This window comes from Neisseria sp. GT4A_CT1 (genome assembly GCF_000227275.1).
GTDB lineage: Bacteria > Pseudomonadota > Gammaproteobacteria > Burkholderiales > Neisseriaceae > Neisseria.
The window spans coordinates 132702-156311 of sequence record NZ_JH164966.1; the positions used below are offsets into that span (position 1 = coordinate 132702).

Genomic DNA, 23610 nt, shown 5'->3' on the forward strand with positions numbered 1-23610 from the left:
GTCTCAAATAACAATATTATTTTCAAATCTTAATGCAAAATTTTTGTTTTCAGTCGCAAATAACATTATTAGAAGTATAAGATTTTGCATATTCTAGTCGCAAACAACATTGGAATTCACAAAAGTCATGGCGGCGGTTGCGGCCATCATTGATAACAAAAGGTCGTCTGAAAATTTTCAGACGACCTTTTTTCAAACAAGCGGTTTGGGCTTATACGTCATACGTTCCCATTACGCTTGCGCTGTCCAAGATATGCCCCTGCATGGCGAAATGCAGGTCGTTGAAGCGGAAGCCGCGCGGCAGGTTTAATACGGTGTCGAGTGCGTAAACGATGAGTTCGTAGCGGTGGCGGCAGTTGGGCGGATACATGCCGCCGTAACCCGTGGCTTCTTCGATGTCCAACTTGCCCAACAGGCTCGCCCAACTGTTTGCGCCTTGCGTGTAGTCGGTGGCGGTCAGGCTTTCGTTTTCGGCAACGGAGGTGCGCTTGAGGTCGGCAATCAGCCAGTGTGTCCACACGAATCCGCTGGCGGTAATGGCGTCTTTGTCTTCCAAAACGACGGCAAAGGATTTCGTACCTTCGGGCGCGCCGCTGATTTCAAAGGGGATGGAGTAAGTCGGCATATTGTTCGGACTGAACTGGCTGCCGCGCTTGCCGTATTTGTCTTCAAATTCGCCGTTGACAATGGCTGAAGTCGTTACCTGCATAGTGTTCTCCTGTGGGGTTGGGAAAGGGGTCGTCTGAAAAAGGAAGGCTTGTTCAGACGGCGGGTGGATTGTCCGGTTTGCTATGGCTGCTGTTTTCAGACGACCTGTTTTTATACCTGCCAGTCTATCGGCGTTATCCCGTTTTCCTGCAAATAGGCATTGGCGCGGGAAAAGTGTTTGCAGCCGAAGAAGCCGCGATAGGCGGACAACGGCGAGGGGTGTGGCGCGCTAAGGACGAGATGGCGGCTGCGGTCAATAAATGCGCCTTTTTTCTGCGCGTGGCTGCCCCAAAGCATGAAGACGACGTGTTCGCGGTTTTGGTTGATTTGATTGACGACTTCATCTGTAAAGCGTTCCCAGCCCAAAGTGGCATGGGAATGCGCCTGCCCCGCACGGACGGTCAGGACGGTATTCAGCAGCAAAACGCCTTGCTCCGCCCAATGTTGCAGATAGCCGTGTTGCGGGATTTGGAAACCTTCGATGTCGTCCGCCAGCTCTTTGTAAATATTGACCAATGAGGGCGGGACGGCGATGCCTTCGCGGACGGAAAACGCCAGCCCGTGCGCCTGCCCTGCGCCGTGATACGGGTCTTGCCCCAAAATCACGACTTTGACGTTACCGAATTCGGTTGCTTTAAAGGCGTTGAACACGTCTTCGGCAGGCGGATAGATAATCCGCCCCATGCCGCGCTCTTTTTTGACGGTTTCAATGATGTGTTGGAAATAGGGTTCGGACTTTTCCGAGCCGATTGCTTCGTGCCAAGTTTGCATATTGATGCCTTCATGATCGTGAAAAATGATTATAACGCAGCAAAATGGAGATGACGCCTTTTCTGCCGACCTTCTATTTCTTCCGGACGCATAAAATATAGTGGATTAAATTTAAATCAGGACAAGGCGACGAAGCCGCAGACAGTACAGATAGTACGACAAGGCGAGGCAACGCCGTACTGGTTTAAAGTTAATCCACTATAAAATATTGTCATGATTGAATTGTCAGTCAGCCTTTGTGCCGTTATGATTGAGTCTGTCCCACCCGAATCTTAAGGAATCTATATGACTACTTGGTTTATCGTTGCCGCCGCCGTCCTGATTGTCGAGCTGTTTGTCGGTACTGTATATCTCTTGGTTGTCAGCACGGCTTTGTTCGGCGCGGGATTGGTGTATGGGCTGACCGGTAATACTTCGATTGCCGTCGCTGCGGCAGCCGTTTTGTCCGCCGTCGGCATCTGGGTGGTACACAGTAAATTCAAAAAAACTGCACCCCGCCAAGAATTGAACGATGATTTGGACATCGGACAGACCGTTCAAATCCTCCGCCGCCTTCACGGCGATTGTTATGAAGTTTCGTATCGGGGAACGTACTGGCAGGCGCAGGCTGAAAATGCCGATGCCGTTCAGACGACCTCTACCGCCGTGATTACCGGTAAAAACGGTAATGTTTTACTCATTCGTTTAAATTGATTGATAAAATCGAAAGGAGCATCATGGGCGAATTGATTACCCTTCCTGAAAATATTCATCTATTAATATTAATCTTTGCTCTCACCGCATAAGGAAAAAACAATGGAATTTTTATACAGCTTCCCCGTCATCCTGTTGCTTGTCGTTGTAATTTTCGGCTTCAAAGCCTTTATCGTCGTGCCGCAGCAGGAAGTTTACGTCGTTGAACGCCTCGGCAGATTTCACAACGCGCTGACCGCCGGTCTGAACATTCTGATTCCTTTCGTTGACCGCGTCGCCTACCGCCACTCGCTCAAAGAAGTGCCTTTGGACGTTCCCAGCCAAGTCTGCATCACCCGCGACAACACCCAGCTTACCGTTGACGGCATCATCTACTTCCAAGTAACCGATCCGAAACTCGCTTCCTACGGCTCCAGCAACTACATCATGGCGATTACCCAACTTGCCCAAACCACGCTGCGTTCGGTTATCGGCCGCATGGAGTTGGACAAAACGTTTGAAGAGCGCGACGAAATCAACAGCATCGTCGTTTCCGCGCTCGATGAAGCGGCAGGCGCATGGGGTGTGAAAGTATTGCGTTACGAAATCAAAGACTTGGTTCCGCCGCAAGAAATTCTGCGTTCTATGCAGGCGCAAATTACCGCCGAACGTGAAAAACGCGCCCGTATCGCCGAATCCGAAGGCCGCAAAATCGAGCAAATCAACCTTGCCAGCGGTCAGCGCGAAGCGGAAATCCAACAGTCTGAAGGTGAAGCGCAAGCCGCCATCAACGCGTCAAACGGTGAAAAAATCGCCCGCATCAACCGCGCACAAGGTGAAGCCGAAGCCCTGCGTCTGGTTGCCGAAGCCAACGCCGACGCCATCCGCAAAATCGCCGAGGCAGTCCGCTCAGAGGGCGGCTCAGAAGCCGTCAACCTGAAAGTTGCCGAGCAATATGTCGCCGCCTTCAGCAATTTGGCAAAAGAAAGCAACACGCTGATTATGCCTGCCAACGTCGCCGACATCGGCAGCCTGGTTTCAGCCGGACTGAAGATTATCGACAGCAACAAAGCGGCAAAATAAACCTTACGTTTTGCCACAAGGTCGTCTGAAAACGAGTGCAACGCGTTTCGCTACCATAAACAGCGGATTTCGCCAAACCGTTTTTCAGACGACCTTTATTCACATGATGGCAGACAGGATGCCCACCTGATCAAGCTTCAAGACATTCTGATTGTTACCAAAGACCAATTCAATGACTCAGAAAACACACACCATCAAAACCTACCTCGTCGGCGGCGCCGTCCGCGATTATCTTTTAGGTTTGCCCGTCAAAGACCACGACTGGGTGGTCGTCGGCGCTGACGCACAAACCATGCTGGCGCAAGGCTTCCAGCCGGTCGGCAAAGATTTTCCCGTGTTCCTCCACCCCGAAACCCACGAAGAATACGCCCTCGCCCGCACCGAACGCAAAACCGCCAAGGGCTATGCCGGTTTCAGTTTCCACGCCGACAAAGACGTTACGCTGGAACAGGATTTGATGCGCCGTGACCTGACCATCAACGCGATGGCGCAGGATTCAGACGACCTCATCATCGACCCCTTCGGCGGGCAACAGGATTTGGCGGCGGGCATTTTGCGCCACGTCTCGCCCGCTTTTGCCGAAGACCCCGTCCGCATCCTGCGCACCGCCCGCTTTGCCGCGCGCTACGGATTTGAAATCGCTGAAGAAACCATGAAACTGATGCGGCAGATGGTAGAAAACGGCGAAGCGGACGCTTTGGTTGCCGAACGCGTCTGGCAGGAGTTGGCGAAAGGTTTGATGGAAAAAAATTCGCGCAGGATGATTGAAGTGTTGCGCGAATGCGGCGCACTCAAAGTCTTGCTGCCCGAAGTCGATGCCCTCTTCGGCGTGCCGCAACGCGCCGACTATCATCCCGAAATCGACAGCGGCATCCATACCCTGATGACGCTGCAACGCGCTGCCGATATGGGACTGAGCCTGCCCGAACGCTACGCCGCCCTGCTTCACGACTTGGGCAAAGCCAAAACCCCGCCCGACATCCTGCCCAAACACCACGGGCACGACCTCGCCGGCGTCGAACCCGTACGCGAAGTCAATCAGCGGCTGCGTGCACCGAGACACTGCGCCGAGCTTGCCGAACTTGTCTGCCGTTGGCACATCATGTTCCACCAAGTCGAGCAGTTCAAAAACAAAACCATCTTAACCGTCCTAAAAAAAACCGACGCTTTCAGACGACCCGAACGCTTCGCCGCCGCCTTAAACGTCTGCATTGCAGACAAACAAGGTCGTCTGAACCGCGAAAATGCCCCCTACCCGCAACGCGCGCACTGGCTCGCCCTACTCGAAGCCGCCAACCAAGTGGATTCAGGCAAAATCGCCGCCGAATGTCGCGCGCAGGAAAAAGCGCACCTAATCGCCGAAGAAATCGACCGGGCGCGGCTGGCAAAAATTGCTCCTTTGCAAAAAGCGTATCAGACAGAAAAATAGGAAGCTCTTAATGACATCCTCACGTTATAAAATCGAACGCGCGCCCGACGGCATTACTGTGTCTGCGCGTGTTATACATGACTCTCAGGAAATCGGTTTTACCGCTCTATTTCTTATATTTTCCTTTGCTATTACATGCATCGCGCCGTTTTACCTTGAAGAGCATTATTTCACTGATCCAATAATAATTCTTATCCATATACTTTTTACTTTCTACCTAGTCGGCTCACTGGTTTACAGCCTTCTCTGGCAACTTTTCGTACGTGAAAACATCAAGATCCGTAACCATACCCTGTCTCATGGATACACCTTGTTCTCCATTGGACGTTGGCGTAGTTTTCCGCTATCAGAAATTTCCGAATGGCAGTTTCGTGACAATATTCCCAAAGCTCCTGTTGCAAGAGGAAGGGAAGCTGAGTACCCAAACAAAAACTACTACCAAAATGGTATAAAACAACCAAAAAACGATATCCCCAATATCTTACATATCCAAAAATGCAAACAAGGCGCATGGTCTTTCGATTATCAGGAAAAAACCATACTTATCGGCGATTTTTTTGACAGCCGTGATGCTCAGATAATCAATACTGAATTGAACAGGTTTATCCCAGCATCCGCTAAAGCCCGTCAACTTTCAGACGACCTTTGAAACAGCCGCCGCCATATCCGCTATAATCTGCCTCTCAGCTATTTCGTTACACCCATAAAAATCATGACCATTCAGACCGATTTATTGCCCAAAATCAACAACGAAGATTACCAACGCCTCATCCTCAAACACAGCGTAGAATTCAGCGAAGGCGAAATCCGCCTGCTGAACGAAATCCTCGAAAAATTCACCTTCGACGTCGTTCAGGCGCAGGCATTGGCGCAGGCGGTGATGCAGCAGGTGCGCTTCGACCCCAACGCCTACCACATCGACAGCGACGACGAAGACACCACAGGCATCTGCCCCCACTGCATCAACCCGCCCATGCCGCCCCTGCGCGATTACCTCGTTTGGCGCGAAACACGCGGCTAAACCCCTTTCAAAAAGGTCGTCTGAAAACGGCAAACCGCTTTTCAGACGACCCCGAACCCATCGGAAAACCCATGCTGCAAACCGACAACCTGACCGCCGCCCAACCCCAGCGCATCATCACCGCCCAAAGCATCTCCTCGCAGGAAGAGTTGCTTGAGCGCGCCCTGCGCCCTAAAACGCTGGACGACTATATCGGGCAAGACAAAGCCAAAGAACAGCTCGCCATCTTCATCCAAGCCGCCAAAAAACGCGGCGAAGCCCTAGACCACACCCTGCTCTTCGGCCCGCCCGGACTGGGCAAAACCACATTGGCGCACATCATCGCCAAAGAGCTGGGCGTCAACCTGCGCCAAACCAGCGGCCCCGTCCTCGAACGCGCCGGCGACCTTGCCGCCCTTCTGACCAATCTCGAGCCGCACGACGTATTGTTCATCGACGAAATCCACCGCCTCAGCCCCGTCGTCGAAGAAATCCTCTACCCCGCGCTCGAAGACTACCAACTCGACATCATGATAGGCGAAGGCCCTGCCGCCCGTTCCGTCAAAATCGACCTGCCGCCCTTCACCCTCGTCGGCGCAACCACCCGCGCAGGTATGCTGACCAACCCACTGCGCGACCGCTTCGGCATCGTTGCCCGCTTGGAGTTTTATCAAAATCAAGACCTTGCCACCATCGTCAGCCGTTCCGCGCAATTACTGCAACTCGACATGGGCGAAGAAGGCGCGATGGAAGTCGCCAAACGCAGCCGCGGCACGCCCCGCATCGCCAACCGCCTGCTGCGCCGCGTCCGCGATTTTGCCGATGTGAAAAACAACGGCGTAATTGATGCCGCCATTGCCGATGCCGCTTTAAGTATGCTGGATGTGGACGCGCAAGGTTTGGACGTCATGGACAGAAAATTCCTCGAAGCCATCCTGCACAAATTCAGCGGCGGTCCCGTCGGCCTTGATAATGTTGCCGCCGCCATCGGCGAATCCACGGACACCATCGAGGACGTTATCGAACCCTACCTCATCCAACAAGGCTTCCTGCAACGTACCCCCCGCGGCAGAATGGCCACCGAACGCACCTACCTGCACTTCGGCTTGAAAATGGAAAAATAATCGTATTGAAATGAAGAAAGGTCGTCTGAAACCGGATTTTTGGTTTTCAGACGACCTTTTGTTATCAGCGTAGTTGGGGCGGATAGGCTTCAAGGCAGAGCAAGGCAATCAAGCCTGGAATGATATATAGTGGATTAAATTTAAATCAGGACAAGGCGATGAAGCCGCAGACAGTACAGCTAGTACGGCAAGGCGAGGCAACGCCGTACTGGTTTAAATTTAATCCACTATAAAAATTGGGAAACGATTTGCCAAGCAGTTCAGCACATTAGGCCACAGAAGCCAATTCTTTCCTCATGGCATCAATCACCGCCTTATAGTCCGGCTTGCCAAAGATGGCGGAACCTGCCACAAAAGTATCGGCACCTGCTGCCGCGACGGCGGCGATATTGTCGGTTTTGATGCCGCCGTCCACTTCGATGGCGATGTGCCGCCCGTTTTGTGCTTCGTACCGATCCAACATCGCCCGCACTTGACGGATTTTTTCAAGGGTATGCGGAATGAAGCTTTGTCCGCCGAAACCGGGGTTGACCGACATCAACAATACCATGTCCAACCTGTCCAATACGTTTTCCAAAACGTAGGCGGGAGTGGCCGGATTCAACACCAATCCTGCCTGACAGCCCGCATCTTTAATCAGGCTGAGGCTGCGGTCGATATGGCGGCTGGCTTCGGGATGAAACGTGATAATCGACGCCCCTGCTTTGGCAAATGCCTGAATCAGATCATCAACAGGTTCGACCATCAGATGCACATCAATCGGCACGGTGGCATAAGGCTTCAACGCTGCGCAGACCATAGGGCCAAAAGTCAGGTTCGGCACATAATGATTGTCCATCACGTCGAAATGAATCAAATCGGCTCCCGCTTCGATAACTTTCGTTACTTCCTCACCCAAACGGGCAAAATCGGCGGATAAGATGCTGGGCGCAATACGGAAATTGTGGTTCATAGAAATCCAGTCGGATGGTATGGTTTGATAAACGGATAATTTTTCATATTCTACCACCAACGCCTCATGCAACACTAACTATGCATTGTTAATATTTAACAAAAGTAAGCATATGCATAAATAATTATAGGTTAAGGATATGTTTTGTCAGAAATAAAATAAAGATATGAAGTTAACAAAAGTTAACTGGAGGGATACTGCCTTTCACACGCTAATCGGGTATATTTGCGCGGTTACGGAAACTAGGAAAACGCTGTGTCTGTCGGATTCAAATCTTATTTACCCCTCTGTGCATTATCGGTTGCGCTGCTGACGGCTGTCGGTCAAGCGCACGCCGGCCCCCAATATATCAAGCTGGACGATTTTCAAGCCAATTGCGACATCCGCTCCCTTAATCTGACGCAAGACCAACACAATGCTTTGCGCCGTATCCGTAATGATTACAAACAGGCATCGGACAAAGCATACCGTAAACTCGTCCGCACAGACCGTAACCGCCGCCAAGTCATTATGAAAATCCTTGCGGCAGATAATTTCGATCAAAACAACGCCCGCGATTATGTCGAAACCCGCTACTTGTCGAGCATGGATTTCGCCGTGGAAGAATTGGAAATCCAACACCGCTTCTACCACCTGCTCAATCCGCGCCAACGCCAGATTTGGCTCTCTTCCTGCCTTCGCTGACATCTCGCTTTCCTGATTGGTCCGTACAAAAAGGTCGTCTGAAATCCTGTTTCAGACGACCTTTTAAACGATATGGCGATTCAAAGTGATGCGGCCGGAAGCAATTGAACCGGAAAAGGCTTTCCCTACCCTTATCCTCCCGCAGATTTCAGTACGGCAGACCTATTTCCCAAAAACTCAATCCAAAACCCGTTGTTCCGGCAAATGCCCTGCCCAATCACACGCAAACTGCCAAGCCGAACGCCCAGAGCGGTTGCCGCGCATTTGTGCCCATTGCAATGCCGCCTTGCGTGCCGTTTCATCAAAATCCACGCCGAGGTCGCCCAGCCAATTTTCAACCGCTTGGAGGTAGTCGTTTTGATCGAACGGATAAAAACTTAACCACAAACCGAAACGGTCGGACAGGGAAATTTTTTCCTCAACAGCTTCTTTTTGATGAATTTCGCCGCGTATGCCCGTTGTTCCAATATTTTCGTCCATATATTCGGGCATCAGGTGGCGCCGGTTGGACGTCGCGTACACCAACACGTTGCTGCATCTTTGCGACAAACCGCCGTCCAATGCGGTTTTTAGTGCTTTGTAGGTTTCATCACCGGTTTCAAACGACAGGTCATCGCAGAATACGATGAATTTTTCGGGACGGTCTTTCAGCAAAAAAAGCAGCGCGGGCAGGCTGACCAAATCGCTCTTATCAACTTCAATCAGACGCAGCCCTTGTTCGGCATATTCGTGCAACAGGGCTTTGACCAGCGAGGATTTGCCCGTTCCACGCGAACCGCTCATCAAAACATTATTCGCGGAGCGGCCTGCCAAAAACTGCTCGGTATTGCGTTTCAGTTTTTCGGTTTGCGTCCCGACGGCAGCCAGACGGTCAAGCGGGAATGTATGCGGGTTTGGCAGACTCTCCAAAATCCCTTTTTTACCGACGCTGTGCCAACGGTAAGCCAAAGCGTTCCAGTCGGTTTTACCGGGTTTTTCGGGCAACACCAAATCAAGACGGTCCAAAACGGAATAGGCTTTTTGTAAAAAGGCGGCGAGTTTCATATGTGCTCCTATTATCCTGATATAACAGGATTTTGCTGCGCCATCACGCGCATCACGGTATCGACAACGGCTTGGGTTTGTGGATCGATTTCGATATTGATGACGTCGCCCTCTTTCCGGCTGCCGAACAAAGTGCGCGTCAAAGTTTCCGGAATCAGGTGGACATTGAATTCCATATCGGTAACGTCGCCTATGGTCAGGCTGCAACCGTCCAAGCCGACAAAGCCTTTGCTCAAAATATAAGGTTTGAGCTCGGGTGGCAGTGCAAACCATACCGTGCGGTTAAACTCGCTGCGCTCTATCCGCGTAATCCGCGTAGTCGTCATGATATGCCCGCTCATGACGTGTCCGCCGATTTCATCACCGAAACGGGCGGCACGTTCGAGATTGACGGCATCTCCCGTTTTCAGACGACCCAAATTGGTCTTTTCCAAGGTTTCTTTCATCAAATCAAAGCTGACCGTATCGCCGTCAATTTGGGTAATGGTCAGGCAGCAGCCGTTGTTGGCGACGGATGCGCCGATTTGCAGATGCTCGGTCATCCCATCGGGCAGCTTGACGACATGGGTACGGAAATCGGCGGACGGTTCGCGGATAGCAATGATTTCGCCGACACCTTGGACGATACCTGTAAACATGGGAGATTCTCCAATCGGTTTATTTGATGCGTTTGAAAACCAAATCCCAAACGCCGTGCCCCAAACGTTTGCCGCGGGCTTCAAATTTCGTTTCGGGACGGTAGTCGGGCGTAGGCGCGTAATCAGCGGCGGTATTTTGCAAATTGTCAAAACCGCTCAACACTTCCAGCATCTGCTGCGCGTATTCTTCCCAGTCGGTCGCCAGATGGATATAACCACCGACTTTCAGCTTGGGCAGCAGTTTCTGCACAAACGGCGTTTGCACCAAGCGGCGTTTGTTATGGCGTTTTTTGTGCCAAGGGTCGGGAAAGAAAATGTGGATGCCGTCGAGTACGTCGTTTGAAAGCATATTTTCGACCACTTCGACCGCATCGTGCCGCATCACGCGGATATTGCCGATGCGTTCTTCTTCAATCAATTTCAAAATGTTGCCGACGCCAGGACCGTGCACATCAATCGCCAAAAAGTCGGTATCAGGCAGGCGCTTGGCAATTTCAACAGTCGCCACACCCATGCCGAAACCGATTTCCAACACCTTGGGACGGTCGCTGCCGAAACGCTGATTCAAATCCAACACGGAATCTTGGTAATCGATGCCGAATTGCGGCCACATCGTATCAATGGCACGCTGCTGCGCCGCAGTCATATGCCCTTGACGCAACACAAAGCTGCGGATGGAGCGTTTGTGCGCTTCAGGAACGGTGGAATCTGGAGTTATTTCGTTCATAAATCATTTCTTGTATCTGATAAAACTGGGGAAAGGTCGTCTGAAAATCTGCGATATGGTTTCAGGCGACCTCTGAATGTATGGGGTCAACCGTTAAACGGTTTGTTTTTATTGTTGATAGATAAGCATGAAACAAGCCGCTGACAGTATCAATCCTGCCGAATTTGTTTGCTTGCTGTTTTAAAGCATGACTAAATGGCTCACTTGGAGCTTAGGCACGCATTCTTGTTCATCCACTATAATCCACTATATCGTTAATGAAATCACTATCACTGACAATATTCTGTTTGACGAAAAGGTCGTCTGAAAGATTCAGACGACCTTTGACTGATAAATGCAATATCAGCAGTTTAATTCAACTGACTGAATACACTTATTTTTTCTTTTGAGCCGGCAGGTCGGTACAAGTACCCAGCGCCACTTCGGCAGCCATACCGATGGATTCGCCCAAGGTCGGGTGCGGGTGGATGGTTTTGCCGATGTCTTCAGCGTCGCAGCCCATTTCGATGGCCAGACAGATTTCGCCAATCATATCGCCGCCGTTCGGACCAACGATACCGCCGCCGATAATACGGCCGGTCTCGGCATCAAAAATCAGCTTGGTGAAGCCGTTATCGCAACCGTTGGCAATCGCACGGCCGGAAGCCGCCCATGGGAAGTTGGCTTTGGTGATTTTGCGGCCGGATGCTTTGGCAGACAATTCGGTTTCGCCAACCCATGCCACTTCGGGAGCGGTGTAAGCCACGCCCGGAATCACGCGTGCGTCGAAGTAAGCTTTGTGTCCGGCGCAGTTTTCAGCGGCAACGTGGCCTTCGTGAACGGCTTTGTGCGCCAACATAGGCTGACCGACGATGTCGCCGATGGCGTAGATGTGCGGCACGTTGGTACGCATTTGTTTGTCGACTTCGATGAAGCCGCGGTCGGTTACGGCAACGCCTGCTTTTTCGGCGCTGATGAGTTTGCCGTTAGGCGCACGGCCGGCGGCAACCAATACGGCATCGTAGCGTTGCGGCTCTTTCGGCGCGTTTGCACCTTCGAAGGTAACGTAAACGCCGTCTTCTTTCAGCTCGACTGCGACGGTTTTGGTATTGATCATGATGTTGTCAAAACGGTATTCGTTTTGTTTCTGCCATACTTTCACCAAATCGCGGTCTGCACCTTGCATCAGGCCGTCCATCATTTCAACGACGTCGAGGCGTGAACCCAGCGTGCTGTAAACCGTACCCATTTCGAGACCGATAATACCGCCGCCGATAATCAGCAGCTTGCCCGGTACTTCTTTCAGAGCCAGAGCGCCGCTGGAATCGATGATGCGCGGATCTTCAGGGATAAACGGCAACTTGGTTACGCGGCTGCCCGCTGCGATGATACAGTTTTTGAACGCAACGATTTTTTTCTCGCCGGTAGGCGTAGCCTGCTCGTACACGTCGCCGGTAGTCAGCGACACTTCCAAGTGGTGCGGATCCAAGAATTGACCTTCGCCTTGGATAACGTCCACTTTACGGCCTTTTGCCATACCTGCCAAACCAGTAGTCAGGCGGGAAACCACGCCTTCTTTGTAGCCGCGCAACATGTCGATGTCGAGTTCAGGCTCGGGGTATTTGATGCCGTTGGCAGCCAAGTGGCGCACTTCATCAATAACGGCAGCGTTGTGCAACAAGGCTTTGGAAGGGATACAGCCGACGTTCAAGCAAACGCCACCCAAAGTTTTGTAACGTTCAACGATGGCAACTTTCAAACCTTCGTCAGCAGCGGCAAATGCAGCGGAGTAACCGCCGGGGCCGCCACCCAATACGACTACGTCGTACTCTGCATCGGCAGAACCGCCGAATTGCGCCGCTTGCGGTGCAGGAGCGGCAGCTTTAGGGGCTTCTTGCGCAGGAGCAGCAGGTGCTTCGGCTTTAGGAGCGGCAGCCGCGCCTTCGGCTTCAACGACTACAATCAAGCCGCCTTCGGAGATTTTATCGCCGACTTTGACTTTGACTTCTTTGACCACGCCCGCAACTTCGGCAGGCACGTCCATCGTCGCTTTGTCGGTTTCCAAGGTAATCAGGGTATCATCAACGGCGATAGTGTCGCCTACGTTCACTTCAACCGCAATAATATCTACATTTTCGTGTCCGCCAATGTCGGGCACTTTCAATTCAACTAAGCTCATGTCTAATCTTTCTGAATGATATTCGGACTTCTGTTTTCAGACGACCTGTCGGGTTGTGTGCCGAAGGTCGTCTGAAATATGCTCGGATTACAGGGTAATGCGGCGGAAGTCTTTCAACAGGTTCGCCAAGAATACGGTGAAGCGCATACCGGCGGCACCGTCGATGACGCGGTGGTCGAAGGACAGGCTCAACGGACACATCAGGCGAGGAGCGAACTCTTTGCCGTCCCAAACCGGTTTGATTTGGGATTTGCACACACCCAGAATAGCGACTTCAGGTGCGTTCACAATCGGAGTGAAGCCTGTACCGCCGATGCCGCCCAAGCTGGAAATGGTAAAGCAGGCGCCTTGCATTTCTTGCGGTTTGAGCTTGCCTTCGCGGGCTTTCTTAGACAATTCGGTCAGCTCTTGGCTGATTTCTTTCAGACCTTTTTGATCCACGTCTTTGATTACGGGAACAACCAAGCCGTTCGGCGTATCGGCTGCGAAACCGATGTTGAAGTAGTTTTTCAGAACCAGATTGTCGCCGTCCAAAGAAGCGTTGAACTCTGGGAAGGCTTTCAGCGCGGAAACGGAGGCTTTGATGATGAATGCCAATGGAGACAGTTTCACGCCTTCGCGTTCCCATTCTTTGTTCAGCTGTTTGCGGAATTCTTCCAACTCGGTCATGTCCGCTTCTTCGTGAACGGTAACGTGCGGGATAACTACCCAGTTGCGAGACAGGTTTTGACCGGAAATTTTCTTAATACGGGACAATTCTTTAACTTCGACATTGCCGAATTTGGAGAAGTCCACTTTAGGCCACGGCAGCAAGTCTAGACCGCCGCCCAAAGATGCGCCGGCAGCAGCAGGTTTCGCCGCACCGCCTTGCATTACAGATTTCACAAAGGCTTTAATGTCGTCGCCCATGATACGGCCTTTCAAGCCGGTACCTTTGACTTGACCCAAATCCACGCCCAATTCGCGCGCCAGTTTACGAGCGGAAGGACCCGCGTGTGCTTTGGCAAAAGCAGCTTCGTCGATTTTGGCTGCGGCAGGTGCAGGAGCGGCAACAGGAGCCGGAGCGGCGGCAGGCGCGGCAGCAGGAGCAGGTGCAGCTGCCGGGGCTGCGGCTTGAGCAGGCGCGGGAGTGGGAGCGGCGGCAGAACCGGCGGTTTCCACTTCGATAATGGCAGTACCTTCGGATACTTTGTCGCCGACTTTCAGGAATACGGCTTTAACGACACCGGCGGCAGTACAAGGTACGTCCATAGTCGCTTTGTCGGTTTCCAGAGTAATCAGCGTGTCGTCTTCGGCAACGGTGTCGCCAACTTTAACTTCAACGGCGATTACATCTACATCAGTATGACCGCCAATATCAGGAACGGCTACTTGAACGGTTGCGCCGCCTGCGGGAGCGGCAGCGGGTGCAGCGGCAGGCGCAGGTTGTGCTTCAGCGGCAGGAGCCGGAGCGGCTTCAGCAGCGGCAGCACCGGTTTCAACGGTCAGAATTACGCCGCCTTCGGAGATTTTGTCGCCGACTTTGACTTTCACTTCTTTCACAACGCCTGCTGCATCGGCAGGTACGTCCATAGTGGCTTTGTCGGTTTCCAGTGTAATCAGGGTGTCGTCAACGGCGATGGTGTCGCCCGCTTTGACTTCTACTGCGATGATATCGACGTTTTCATGACCGCCAATATCGGGTACTTTGATTTCTACGATACTCATTTGAGTTCCTTTGATGATTTCGGTTTGAGGTCGTCTGAAAAATAGTTTCAAACGACATCACTTATGTTTTCCGGCACGGATAACCATTTCCAAGGCAGCTTTTCTGCGCTTCGAACCTTTTGCACGACTTGTTCCCGCAGCCCGGTAATTCAAGGTTTATCCGTTATACAAACCGTCAACCTATTCTTGATTCAGACAACCCCGTAAGCAAATTGACTTTGAGGTCGTCTGAAAACAGGATTAGCGTTTCCAGCTTGGTGCCACGTCGGCATTGATGCCGTATTTTTCGATGGCTTGTTGAACGGTTTCTTTGCTGACTTTGCCTTGTTCTGCCAATGCGCTCAATGCTGCCACGGCAACGTTGTAGCGGTCCACTTCGAAGAAGCGGCGCAGGTTGGCACGGCTGTCGGAACGTCCGAAACCATCGGTACCCAAGACATGGTAGTCGTTCGGGATGTACGCGCGGATACGGTCGGCATAGCTGCGGATATAGTCGGTAGCGGCGATAACCGGACCGTCATGACCTTGCAGTTGTGAGGTAACGAAAGGCACTTTTTCAGCTTCCAGCGGATGCAGGCGGTTGAAACGTTCTACTTCGATGGCATCGCGGTGCAGCAAGTTGAAGGATGGGCAAGACCAAATGTCTGCTTCTACGCCGAAGTCGGCTTTCAGCAATTCGGCACCGGCAATCACTTCTTGCAGGATGGTACCGGAACCCATCAATTGAACTTTCTTGTCGCCTTTACCGCCGGCTTTCAGCAAGTACATACCTTTCAGGATGTCTTGTTCCACGCCTTCGGGCATATCCGGATGAGTGTAGTTCTCGTTCATCAGGGTGATGTAGTAGAACACGTCTTCATGGTTGACGTACATACGGCGCAGGCCATCATGTACGATAACGGCCACTTCATATTGGAAGGTCGGATCGTATGTTACGCAGTTCGGGATCAAATCAGCTTGAATGTGGCTGTGGCCATCTTCGTGTTGCAGGCCTTCGCCGTTCAAGGTCGTACGGCCGGCAGTACCGCCCAACAGGAAGCCGCGCGCGTGCATATCGCCGGCAGCCCATGCCAAGTCGCCGACACGTTGGAAACCGAACATAGAGTAGTAAATGTAGAACGGAATCATCGCGAAGTCGCTGTTGGCATAGCTGGTCGCTGCAGCAATCCAGTCAGCCATCGCGCCAGGCTCGTTAATACCTTCTTGCAGGATTTGACCGTCAACAGACTCTTTATAGAACATCAGTTGGTCTTTGTCTTGCGGGGTGTATTGTTGGCCTTTCGGGTTCCAAATACCGTATTGGCGGAACATGCCTTCCATACCGAAGGTACGGCTTTCGTCAGGAACGATAGGTACGACACGTTTGCCGATTTTTTTGTCTTTCAACAGAGTAGACAGAATGCGGACGAAAGCCATGGTGGTTGAGAATTCACGGTCGCCGCTAGATTTCAGTTGAGTCTCAAATGCTGACAACTCAGGCACTTCCAGAACTTCTTGGGTAGGCTTGCGTTGAGGCAAGTAGCCGCCCAAAGCTTCGCGGCGTGCGTGCAGGTATTTGTACTCTTCACTGTCGGGAGCAAAAGTCAGGTAAGGCAGATCGCCGCTGTCGATTTGCTCGTCGGTAACCGGAATGTCAAAGCGGTCGCGGAATTGTTTCAGAGACGCTTTGTCCATTTTTTTGGCTTGGTGGGCAACGTTTTGACCTTCACCGGATGCACCCATACCATAACCTTTAATGGTTTTCGCCAAAATTACGGTAGGTTTGCCGTCTGCATGGTTAGCTGCGCGGTCATAAGCGTTGTACACTTTTTGAGGGTCGTGACCGCCGCGGTTCAATGCCCAAATTTCGTCATCGGTCATATCGGCAACCAATGCTTTCAATTCAGGGGTATTGAAGAAGTGTTCGCGCACGTACGCACCGTCTTTGGATTTGTAAGTTTGGTAGTCGCCGTCCAAACATTCTTCCATGCGTTTGCGCAGGATACCGTCTTTGTCTTTTGCCAAGAGGCGGTCCCAACGGCGGCCCCAAATGACTTTGACAACATTCCAGCCTGCGCCGGCAAAGTTGCCTTCCAATTCTTGGATGATTTTGCCGTTACCGCGGACAGGACCGTCCAAACGTTGCAGGTTACAGTTGATGACGAAAATCAGGTTGTCCAAACCTTCGCGTGCTGCCAATGCGATGGCGCCTTGCGATTCAGGTTCGTCCATTTCGCCGTCGCCGCAGAAACACCATACTTTACGGCCTTTGGTTTTTGCCAGGCCGCGGGATTCCAAGTATTTCAGGAAACGGGCTTGGTAAATCGCCATGATCGGACCCAAACCCATAGATACGGTCGGGAATTGCCAGAAATCAGGCAGCAAGTGCGGATGCGGGTAAGAAGGCAGACCATGTCCGTCCACTTCCTGACGGAAATTGTTCAGTTGGTCTTCAGTCAGACGGCCTTCAACGAAAGCGCGGGCATAGATGCCTGGAGAAACGTGGCCTTGGAAGAATACCAAATCACCTTCTTCGCCTTCGCCTTTAGCCTTCCAGAAGTGGTTGAAACCCACTTCGTACATGGTTGCTGCGGATTGGAAAGATGCGATATGACCACCCAGCTCCAAATCTTTTTTACCGGCGCGCAATACGATGGCGGCGGCGTTCCAGCGCACGAATGCACGGATGCGGTGTTCGATGTTTTGATCGCCCGGAATGCCTTTTTCGTCTTCAACCGAAACGGTATTCAAATACGGGGTGGTTGTGCCGTGAGGCATACGGACGCCTTTGTCGCGGCTGTATTTAACCAGATGCTCCAACAAGTATTGTGCGCGTTCGCTGCCTTCGTATTCTAGAACTGAGCTTAACGCGTCCAACCACTCTTGGGTTTCAATCGGGTCAACATCGTGTAATTGGGTGGACATAGTATCTATCCTTATGTTGAGTGTTATTCAATGACAGAGGGTTATACCCCTAATGTTTTCGTTTGCGAAAATTGATATACAAAAACGAAAAATCCTAAAATTAAATCAAACGCAAAACCACAATTACCCTAATATTATCAATTAATTAAAAATAAAATTGAAAATAAAGGGCGCAATGAGTCATTTATTTGAATTTATTCCGCCGCAAATCGTATCAGTAATTGGAATAACTGGCAAATTACAATTTATAACATCGGTTTTATTCTGAACAATGGGCATATGGATTTGATTAAATTCTGCTCGTTTTTAAACAAAAAAGAAAATTTTTAGATTGATTATTTTCCAAAACCAACAAAGGGTCGTATTTTCCATTATCAGCTGAATAGAAATACTTCATCAAATTTGTTAACAGTTAAATAAAATCAATCAAATTCAGACGAGCCATTCCGTTAATGCAGCCTCCAAGCGTTTCAGACCTTCCGCCATATCTTCATCGTTTAGCAGCAGGCTGGGGGCGAAACGCACGACATCGGCTCCGGCAACCAATACCATCAGGCCGTGTTTCAGCGCGGCGGCGGTAATTTCCGAAGCGCGGCCTTTGTATTGGTCTGCCAGCACGCAGCCGATGAGCAGACCCATGCCGCGGACTTCTTTAAATACGCCGGTTTTCTCGCCCAACTCCCGCAAGGTCGTCTGAAATTTTTTTCCTTGTTTTTCCACATGTGCCAAAGTTTCGGACGCATTGATGATGTCGAACGCGCGGCTGCCGACGGCACACGCCATCGGATTACCGCCGAAAGTCGAGCCGTGCGTCCCCGGCCCGAAGGTCGGCGCGATTTTATCGGTGGTCAGAATCGCACCGATGGGAAAGCCGCCGCCCAATGCTTTGGCGGAGCTGATGATGTCGGGCGTAATGCCGTAATGCTCGTAGGCAAACAGTTTGCCCGTATGCCCCATACCGGTTTGCACTTCGTCCAAAATCAGCAATGCGCCGTGTTCGTCGCACAAACGGCGCGCGGCTTGCAGATATTCCTGCGTGGCAGGCAGGATGCCGCTTTCGCCTTGAATCGGCTCGATGATTACGGCGCAAGTGTTTTCGTTGATGGCAGCTTCCAATGCGGCAATATCGTTGAACGGAACATGGGTAATGCCTTGCGGCAGCGGCGCGTAGTCTTTGCTGTATTTGGGTTGGCCGCCGACCGATACGGTAAACAACGTACGGCCGTGGAAGCTGTTCAGGCAGGAGATGATTTCGGTTTTGTGTCCGCCAAAATGATCGCGCCCGTATTTTCGCGCCAGTTTCAGCGCGGCTTCGTTGGCTTCCGCGCCGGAATTGCAAAAGAATACTTTGTCGGCGAAGGTATGTCCTACCAGCTTTTGCGCCAATTCCTGTGCGGGTTTGGTGGTGTAGATATTGGAAATGTGCCACAATTTTTGCGACTGCTCCGCCAGCGCGGCAACCAAATCGGGATGGCAGTGTCCCAACGCGTTGACTGCTATACCGCCCGACAAGTCGATGTATTCACGGCCTTCGGTATCCCAGACGCGGCTGCCAAGGGCGCGTTCGGGAATCATGGGGGCGAATGAAAAATTGGGGGTCAGGTAGTTTTGCATCCGATTTCCTTTGCGGTTTTAAGTCTGATGTATAGTCAATGAAAGGCGTTGCTTCGTATGGTCTCGTCCGACAGGGTATGAGACATTTCCTATCTGGATTGTCTTTGAACCGAATACAACAACGCCGTTGCAGATATAGTGGATTAAATTTAAATCAGGACAAGGCGACGAAGCCGCAGACAGTACAGATAGTACGGAACCGATTCACTTGGTGCTTCAGCACCTTAGAGAATCGTTCTCTTTGAGCTAAGGCGAGGCAACGCCGTACTGGTTTAAAGTTAAGCCACTATATTGAGTCAATTCGGCGATTATGCGCCGATTGAGACAATGTGTCATCCGTAGTCGGATCCAAATATTTAGATCATGCAACCACCATCAACAAAGGTCGTCTGAAAACACAGATTTAATCTGCCAAACATTTTCAGACGACCTTTTTGCGTAACATTCACGCCAAGCTTTAGCTTTAATAGCTCAGTCAAAGCAAGGACTGAGCATCTCTATCCCTTTGTTTCAGATTGATTTCTGCCAAACACATTTCCGCCGACGTCAAACCCGACTGTACCGCCGCTTCCAGCGTAGCCGGATAGCGCGGGTGCAGGTAGTCGCCTGCCGGATAGATGCACCACTGGTGCAACCAAGCAAAATCGGGAGTGGCGAAATCGGGCGTGCAGGCTGTGGTTGCGCGTTTTTCGGTGATGACGCGGACGGCTTCGGGTTCGTCCAAATAAGGGCAGATGCGTTTTACATCGGCATGGACTTTCTCTGCCCATTCTTGGCTTTTGAACGCGCCGACATGGTCGGAAACGCTGATGACGGCGGCGACTTCGTTTGCCGGCAAACCAATTGCACCTCGATACACCAGCCATTGCGCCGCACCGTCGGCAAATCCGGTCAGCGGCGCAGGCAGATGGACGGGAATGGCATAGCGCAGATAGACGGTAGTAATTGAGTGGTATTGGAGATTTTGATAGGTCGTCTGAATATAGTCGGGAGTATCTTCAGGGAAAAGATGGACGGCATGATACGGCGCAACCGCAACAATAACGGCATCAAAAACCTCGTCATTCACAACGACACGTCCGTCAGGAAGGTTTTTCAGACGACCTACGCGGGTTTCAAGACGGATGTCCGCACCGCATTGCTTGAGTTTTGCCACCGCAGGCTCGGCGATAATTGCGCCTAAATCGCGCTTGGGCAAAAGGTAGTCGCTGCCGGATTTATCCGCCCATACGCCGTCGGACAAAACATTGCACAATACCCGCATGCTTGCATGTTCCAAAGGCGTATTGAGCGCGCCCCACACCAGCGGCTGCCAAAACTCTGTAACCAGCCTGCGCGGGACATTGCGCTGCCGCAGCCATTGGGCAACAGCCAAATCAGCACGCTTGCCGCGTGCGTAACGCTGCAACGCAGTCATATCGGATAACAGCCTGATTTTCAGCAAAAACGAAACGTTTTTAGCACGCAATATGCCGGTCAAAATATGCAGCGGCGAAGGAAGGTTCGTACTTTGAAACTGCAAACCTTCATACATATGCCATCGCAGCGGCAAACGGCAAAAAGCGGCTTCAGGGTCGGCACCGATGTGCTCCATCAGCGTCAATACGCCGTGATACGCACCGAGCAAAATATGCTGCCCATTGTCCAAAAAGCTGAATCCTTCAGCGTTTCCAGCCAAAGTACGCGCCCGCCCGCCCGCCTGCCGACCGGCTTCAAACACAGTAACATCGGCACGGCGCGCCAACGATATTGCGGCAGACAAACCTGTCCAACCTGCACCGACAACGGCAATTTTCGGGCGAAGATGCGGAGTGTTCATGGCTTAAATCCGAATAACCAGGTTTTCAGGGCAATACGCTTTTTGCGCGGCGAAGGAATGGCAATTTTATAAGTTAGGACGTTTTGCGCGCCGTCGCGGTCGATTTCGTTCAACAGCGCGTAATAAATCGCTGCCATCACCAATCCGACTTTTTGGGATTTTTTATCGGTGACGGGTAACAGCGACATCGCCTCACGATAAGTCTCACGGGCGCGTGAAACTTGAAAGCGCATCAGTTCGGCAAAATTATCCGTCGGCTTACACTGCATAATCACGCTTGCAGGTACGTCAAACCGCTGCATTTCCTCCATCGGCAGGTAAATCCGACCGTTTCTCGCATCTTCGCCGACATCACGGATAATGTTTGTCAGTTGCAGCGCAAGGCCCATCTTATCGGCGTATTCCAGCGTTCGGTCGTCTGAAAAAACCAAAATCCGCGCAATCAGGCAGCCGACGACGCCCGCGACGCGGTGGCAATACAGTTTCAACTCTTCAAAACTGCCGTAACGTGCCTGAACCAAATCCATCTGCATCCCGTCGATTAAGGCTTCCAATTCATATTTCGGCAGCTTGAAAGTTTCCTTGACCTGCCGCAAAGCCTGATTGACCGGATGCTCCGGCATCATGCCGCCGAATACCTTGTCCAAATCGCCGCGCCACCAGTTCAGCGTTGCCTGCGCCACATTCGGATCGGAACAGTCATCGACCACATCGTCCAATTCGCGGCAAAAAGCATACAAAACCGTTATCGCATCCCGCTTTTCCTGCGGCAGGAAACGGAAGCCCGATAAAAAACTGGAGCGGCTTTCTTCTGCCTTCTGACGGCAATAATCAAGTCCTTGCACGGTGCGTCCTAAAAATATGGTTATGAAGGACGATTTTATCGGGATTTGGGGAATTGTGGCAATTTCAGACGACCTTTCATCCCTATATTGTTCAAATCGTCCATATTTGATTTACTTCATTTTTAAGACAAGTTAATATAGACAATCGACTCTCCTAATACCAATTATATTTTATAGTCATGAACATTACGTCTAAAACACTTATCCTAACCATCCTGCTTTCCATCTCAGGAATGCAGGCTTATGCGGCAAAACCACATTACACCCCGCGTCACAATATCTCTCAAAACAGTGAAAACCAAGCCTTCCGATTGATTCAAGAAATGGCGAAACAGGGGGACACCCGCTCTCAGCTTGACTTAGGCACTATGTACGCAAAAGGCATCGGCACGACGCAGGATTACGAGCAGGCTAAATACTGGTTTGAAAAAGCAGCGCACAACGACAACGCCGAAGCGCAATTCAATCTTGGAATTATTTATTACGAAGGTCAAGGAACGGCACAAGACTATCGCCAAGCCAAATTTTGGTGGGAAAAGGCAGCCGAACAGGGCAATGCAGAAGCAGCGTTTGATTTAGGCATCATTCACTATGCCGGTATAGGCGTTCCACAAGACTATATACAGGCAAAAACTTGGTTTCACAAAGCAGCAGACCAAGGGGAAGACAGTGCGCAATTTTACTTGGGTTTGATGTATTACTCAGGTGAAGGCGTAGGCCAAGATTATAAACTTGCCAAGTCATGGTTTGAAAAAGCCGCCAAGAAAGGCAACGCCAAAGCGCAATATAATTTAGGCATCATGTATGCAGAGGGACAAGGCGTTACCCAAAATTATCCCAAGGCAAAATATTGGTACAAAAAAGCGGCAGAACAAGGCAATGCCAACGCCCAAAACAACTTAGGCGTTTTATACGAAAACGGACAAGGGGTAACCCAAAACTTTACCCAGGCAAAATCTTGGTTTGAAAAAGCCGCCGCCCAAGGCAATACGCTCGCGCAACATGCTTTGGAATACATTGTGCAGCAAAATCAAAACTGAACCCTGAATTTTTCCCAATACACTATTATCAATGGGTGAACCCTGTTCAATGCCCAGCGGGCAACTTTGCAAAGAAAGCTAAAAACAATAAGGCATACGGTTATAGTTATAACTGTATGCCTTATTTGCTGTTTCAATCCAATTTCAATTGCAATATTTATTGATATCGCTTTGATAATGTTTAATCAAATCATCACGATTTGCAGTGCGCGCACTTTCCGCAAACTGACGGTTTACGCGGGCAATCCGACAGTTGTCTTCTTTATTTTTGCGGTTTTCTTCTTCAACCTTCTTATTCTGCTCCTCAACCTGCTTATTCTGCGCCAAAATCTTCTCGTTCAGCTTAGCCTGCTGCTCTGACAGCGTCCCTTCTTGGGCATTTTCCGGTTTGGCAACTGCAGGCGTCACGTTACGGGTTCGAATATTCACAATATTCGAACGTTCCGGCTGCAAACGATTAGGCGTATCGGAGTAGCTGGTGCTGCCACTGCCGCTTTTCCATGTATAAACATTATTTCCGGCCATTGCTCCGGCAGCATACAAAACGCCAAGCAAAAATAAGGATAAAGATGATTTTTTCATTTTGTTTTCATCGTAAACGTGTTTTCAGACGACCCTATTTTACTTGATTTTTAAAAATATGTCATATTAATTCAAAAATATGCATCGTAATGGTGTCGTAAAAAAATAA

21 protein-coding genes and 1 pseudogene are annotated in these 23610 nt (G+C 50.9%); 9 read left to right on the forward strand and 13 right to left on the reverse strand.

Translation table 11 applies throughout. The annotated features are described in order from the left end of the window. Positions 1-211: 211 nt before the first annotated feature. Positions 212-709, reverse strand: coding sequence for a YbhB/YbcL family Raf kinase inhibitor-like protein (locus HMPREF1028_RS05340; RefSeq protein ID WP_003778466.1), 498 nt, complete (start codon positions 707-709; stop codon positions 212-214). Positions 710-819: 110 nt separating this feature from the next. Continuing rightward, positions 820-1479, reverse strand: a complete 660-nt coding sequence (gene ung, locus HMPREF1028_RS05345) for a uracil-DNA glycosylase (protein ID WP_009311769.1) — start codon at positions 1477-1479, stop codon at positions 820-822. Positions 1480-1572: 93 nt separating this feature from the next. On the opposite strand from ung, the pseudogene HMPREF1028_RS14600 reads away from it, so the two are divergent. The 7 genes and pseudogenes from HMPREF1028_RS14600 to ruvB form a co-directional block, all read left to right on the forward strand. Continuing rightward, a pseudogene (locus HMPREF1028_RS14600) lies at positions 1573-1680 on the forward strand (IS5/IS1182 family transposase); the annotation flags it as partial. An 84-nt stretch (positions 1681-1764) separates the two neighbouring features. Then, positions 1765-2172, forward strand: a complete 408-nt coding sequence (locus tag HMPREF1028_RS05350; RefSeq protein ID WP_009311770.1) for an NfeD family protein — start codon at positions 1765-1767, stop codon at positions 2170-2172. 102 nt (positions 2173-2274) lie between these two features. Beyond that, positions 2275-3234 carry a stomatin-like protein gene (locus HMPREF1028_RS05355; protein ID WP_003767900.1) on the forward strand — a complete coding sequence of 320 codons (960 nt, stop codon included), beginning with the start codon at positions 2275-2277 and terminating at the stop codon, positions 3232-3234. 193 nt (positions 3235-3427) lie between these two features. Beyond that, positions 3428-4663, forward strand: a complete 1236-nt coding sequence (locus HMPREF1028_RS05360; protein WP_036529325.1) for a multifunctional CCA addition/repair protein — start codon at positions 3428-3430, stop codon at positions 4661-4663. Between the two features lie 10 nt (positions 4664-4673). Continuing rightward, positions 4674-5312, forward strand: a complete 639-nt coding sequence (locus HMPREF1028_RS05365) for a hypothetical protein (RefSeq protein ID WP_009311772.1) — start codon at positions 4674-4676, stop codon at positions 5310-5312. A 63-nt stretch (positions 5313-5375) separates the two neighbouring features. Beyond that, positions 5376-5684: a hypothetical protein gene (locus tag HMPREF1028_RS05370; RefSeq protein ID WP_003756802.1), complete on the forward strand. Its 309-nt coding sequence runs from the start codon at positions 5376-5378 to the stop codon at positions 5682-5684. A 71-nt stretch (positions 5685-5755) separates the two neighbouring features. Further along, the gene (gene ruvB / locus HMPREF1028_RS05375) at positions 5756-6787 is read left to right on the forward strand and encodes a Holliday junction branch migration DNA helicase RuvB (protein ID WP_003756801.1); all 1032 of its coding nucleotides are present in this window, start codon (positions 5756-5758) and stop codon (positions 6785-6787) included. Between the two features lie 268 nt (positions 6788-7055). Here ruvB and rpe read toward each other — a convergent pair whose 3' ends face one another. Then, a complete protein-coding gene (gene rpe, locus HMPREF1028_RS05380; RefSeq protein ID WP_009311773.1) occupies positions 7056-7739 on the reverse strand; it encodes a ribulose-phosphate 3-epimerase in 684 nt (227 codons plus the stop codon). A gap of 255 nt (positions 7740-7994) precedes the next feature. On the opposite strand from rpe, the gene HMPREF1028_RS05385 reads away from it, so the two are divergent. Beyond that, entirely contained in the window at positions 7995-8423 is a 429-nt protein-coding gene (locus HMPREF1028_RS05385) for a Spy/CpxP family protein refolding chaperone (RefSeq protein ID WP_003767916.1), read from the forward strand. Positions 8424-8600: 177 nt separating this feature from the next. On the opposite strand, the gene HMPREF1028_RS05390 is transcribed toward HMPREF1028_RS05385, so the two are convergent. The 9 genes from HMPREF1028_RS05390 to hpnD all read right to left on the reverse strand — a co-directional run bounded on the left by HMPREF1028_RS05390 (position 8601) and on the right by hpnD (position 21879). Further along, positions 8601-9467 (reverse strand): ATP-binding protein, encoded by an 867-nt coding sequence (locus HMPREF1028_RS05390; protein ID WP_009311774.1) that lies wholly within the window; start codon positions 9465-9467, stop codon positions 8601-8603. Positions 9468-9478: 11 nt separating this feature from the next. After that, positions 9479-10105: a riboflavin synthase gene (locus tag HMPREF1028_RS05395; RefSeq protein WP_009311775.1), complete on the reverse strand. Its 627-nt coding sequence runs from the start codon at positions 10103-10105 to the stop codon at positions 9479-9481. Between the two features lie 19 nt (positions 10106-10124). Beyond that, entirely contained in the window at positions 10125-10832 is a 708-nt protein-coding gene (gene trmB / locus HMPREF1028_RS05400; RefSeq protein WP_009311776.1) for a tRNA (guanosine(46)-N7)-methyltransferase TrmB, read from the reverse strand. 373 nt (positions 10833-11205) lie between these two features. Beyond that, entirely contained in the window at positions 11206-12990 is a 1785-nt protein-coding gene (gene lpdA, locus HMPREF1028_RS05405) for a dihydrolipoyl dehydrogenase (protein ID WP_009311777.1), read from the reverse strand. A gap of 87 nt (positions 12991-13077) precedes the next feature. Further along, positions 13078-14697, reverse strand: a complete 1620-nt coding sequence (gene aceF / locus HMPREF1028_RS05410) for a dihydrolipoyllysine-residue acetyltransferase (protein WP_009311778.1) — start codon at positions 14695-14697, stop codon at positions 13078-13080. A 240-nt stretch (positions 14698-14937) separates the two neighbouring features. Next, a complete protein-coding gene (gene aceE, locus HMPREF1028_RS05415) occupies positions 14938-17601 on the reverse strand; it encodes a pyruvate dehydrogenase (acetyl-transferring), homodimeric type (protein ID WP_009311779.1) in 2664 nt (887 codons plus the stop codon). 432 nt (positions 17602-18033) lie between these two features. Next, positions 18034-19215 carry an acetylornithine/succinyldiaminopimelate transaminase gene (locus tag HMPREF1028_RS05420; protein ID WP_009311780.1) on the reverse strand — a complete coding sequence of 394 codons (1182 nt, stop codon included), beginning with the start codon at positions 19213-19215 and terminating at the stop codon, positions 18034-18036. Between the two features lie 475 nt (positions 19216-19690). After that, a complete protein-coding gene (gene hpnE / locus HMPREF1028_RS05425; RefSeq protein WP_009311781.1) occupies positions 19691-21034 on the reverse strand; it encodes a hydroxysqualene dehydroxylase HpnE in 1344 nt (447 codons plus the stop codon). Continuing rightward, positions 21031-21879 (reverse strand): presqualene diphosphate synthase HpnD, encoded by an 849-nt coding sequence (gene hpnD / locus HMPREF1028_RS05430; protein ID WP_009311782.1) that lies wholly within the window; start codon positions 21877-21879, stop codon positions 21031-21033. Before hpnD ends, hpnE begins: the two co-directional genes overlap by 4 nt. A 179-nt stretch (positions 21880-22058) precedes the next feature. Here hpnD and HMPREF1028_RS05435 point away from each other — a divergent pair, with 179 nt between their 5' ends. Further along, positions 22059-22919, forward strand: coding sequence for a tetratricopeptide repeat protein (locus tag HMPREF1028_RS05435; RefSeq protein WP_003756765.1), 861 nt, complete (start codon positions 22059-22061; stop codon positions 22917-22919). A gap of 144 nt (positions 22920-23063) precedes the next feature. Here the strand turns inward: HMPREF1028_RS05435 and HMPREF1028_RS05440 are convergent, their stop codons facing one another. Continuing rightward, positions 23064-23501: a DUF4124 domain-containing protein gene (locus tag HMPREF1028_RS05440; protein ID WP_003767931.1), complete on the reverse strand. Its 438-nt coding sequence runs from the start codon at positions 23499-23501 to the stop codon at positions 23064-23066. Between the last annotated feature and the right edge of the window lie 109 nt (positions 23502-23610).

What these genes read in the sequence shown, in the direction of transcription:
- HMPREF1028_RS05340 (WP_003778466.1), bottom strand. Translation starts at nt 709, where the DNA reads ATGCAGGTAACGACTTCAGCCATTGTCAACGGCGAATTTGAAGACAAA.
- ung (WP_009311769.1), bottom strand. Translation starts at nt 1,479, where the DNA reads ATGCAAACTTGGCACGAAGCAATCGGCTCGGAAAAGTCCGAACCCTAT.
- HMPREF1028_RS05350 (WP_009311770.1), top strand. Translation starts at nt 1,765, where the DNA reads ATGACTACTTGGTTTATCGTTGCCGCCGCCGTCCTGATTGTCGAGCTG.
- HMPREF1028_RS05355 (WP_003767900.1), top strand. Translation starts at nt 2,275, where the DNA reads ATGGAATTTTTATACAGCTTCCCCGTCATCCTGTTGCTTGTCGTTGTA.
- HMPREF1028_RS05365 (WP_009311772.1), top strand. Translation starts at nt 4,674, where the DNA reads ATGACATCCTCACGTTATAAAATCGAACGCGCGCCCGACGGCATTACT.
- HMPREF1028_RS05370 (WP_003756802.1), top strand. Translation starts at nt 5,376, where the DNA reads ATGACCATTCAGACCGATTTATTGCCCAAAATCAACAACGAAGATTAC.
- ruvB (WP_003756801.1), top strand. Translation starts at nt 5,756, where the DNA reads ATGCTGCAAACCGACAACCTGACCGCCGCCCAACCCCAGCGCATCATC.
- rpe (WP_009311773.1), bottom strand. Translation starts at nt 7,739, where the DNA reads ATGAACCACAATTTCCGTATTGCGCCCAGCATCTTATCCGCCGATTTT.
- HMPREF1028_RS05390 (WP_009311774.1), bottom strand. Translation starts at nt 9,467, where the DNA reads ATGAAACTCGCCGCCTTTTTACAAAAAGCCTATTCCGTTTTGGACCGT.
- HMPREF1028_RS05395 (WP_009311775.1), bottom strand. Translation starts at nt 10,105, where the DNA reads ATGTTTACAGGTATCGTCCAAGGTGTCGGCGAAATCATTGCTATCCGC.
- trmB (WP_009311776.1), bottom strand. Translation starts at nt 10,832, where the DNA reads ATGAACGAAATAACTCCAGATTCCACCGTTCCTGAAGCGCACAAACGC.
- lpdA (WP_009311777.1), bottom strand. Translation starts at nt 12,990, where the DNA reads ATGAGCTTAGTTGAATTGAAAGTGCCCGACATTGGCGGACACGAAAAT.
- aceF (WP_009311778.1), bottom strand. Translation starts at nt 14,697, where the DNA reads ATGAGTATCGTAGAAATCAAAGTACCCGATATTGGCGGTCATGAAAAC.
- aceE (WP_009311779.1), bottom strand. Translation starts at nt 17,601, where the DNA reads ATGTCCACCCAATTACACGATGTTGACCCGATTGAAACCCAAGAGTGG.
- HMPREF1028_RS05420 (WP_009311780.1), bottom strand. Translation starts at nt 19,215, where the DNA reads ATGCAAAACTACCTGACCCCCAATTTTTCATTCGCCCCCATGATTCCC.
- hpnE (WP_009311781.1), bottom strand. Translation starts at nt 21,034, where the DNA reads ATGAACACTCCGCATCTTCGCCCGAAAATTGCCGTTGTCGGTGCAGGT.
- HMPREF1028_RS05435 (WP_003756765.1), top strand. Translation starts at nt 22,059, where the DNA reads ATGAACATTACGTCTAAAACACTTATCCTAACCATCCTGCTTTCCATC.
- HMPREF1028_RS05440 (WP_003767931.1), bottom strand. Translation starts at nt 23,501, where the DNA reads ATGAAAAAATCATCTTTATCCTTATTTTTGCTTGGCGTTTTGTATGCT.